We start from the raw sequence: 701 nt of genomic DNA, 5'->3' as shown, positions 1-701 counted from the left end.
ACATTACCGCTTGCAGCGACGAAATCTCTCCTCATTCCTCAGAAAGGCGGAAGGAAAGCCCGGGCGGTGACGCTGGAAATGAGATATGCCCGAGTGACCCTCAAAGCTCCAGCCAACAAACGCACTCAGGCAGACATCCCTCTGTATTACGTCAGTGTCGTAGAGCAAAGTCATCGTGAAGAAAAACTGGCATGGCACTTACTCACCTCAGAACCTATCACATGCTCGAAGGAGGCACTGGAGGTTGTCGGCTATTACGAGCGCCGTTGGTTGATTGAAGATTACCACAAGGTATGGAAAAGCAGTGGCACCGCGGTGGAAGAGCTGAGAATGCAGTGCCGTGAGAATCTGGAGCGTATGAGTGTGATACTGGCTTTTATCGCCACACGCTTACTCCAGCTTCGCTTTATGAAGGTATCCAAAGCGGAAGTGGCAGCACAATGTTGTGAAACGCTATTGGGTCAGAAAGCGTGGAAATTACTTTGGCTGAAAATGGAGGGACGTCCGTTACCTCAACAGGCACCCGATATGCAGTGGGCGTACGAGCGTCTGGCCAGATTAGGGGGTTGGAAAGATACCAAGCGGACAGGTCGAGCTTGTGTAGAGGTATTGTGGGAAGGATGGTTTAGGTTACAAACCATCCTTGAGGGTTACGAATTGGCCATGTCTCTCAATCACGAAGACTTGTGATCAAGAGACAG

The 701-nt window shown here is 50.6% G+C and carries 1 pseudogene; it reads left to right on the top strand.

The features are described from left to right. Nucleotides 1-690 (top strand): annotated as a pseudogene (locus MMG82_RS21400) (IS4-like element ISUnCu8 family transposase); the annotation flags it as partial. Nucleotides 691-701: the final 11 nt, after the last annotated feature.

It is taken from the genome of Shewanella sp. MM_2022_3 (assembly GCF_022557375.1).
GTDB lineage: Bacteria > Pseudomonadota > Gammaproteobacteria > Enterobacterales > Shewanellaceae > Shewanella > Shewanella xiamenensis.
The sequence above is the reverse complement of the archived record's forward strand: the minus strand, read 5'-3'. Positions and strand labels throughout refer to the sequence as shown.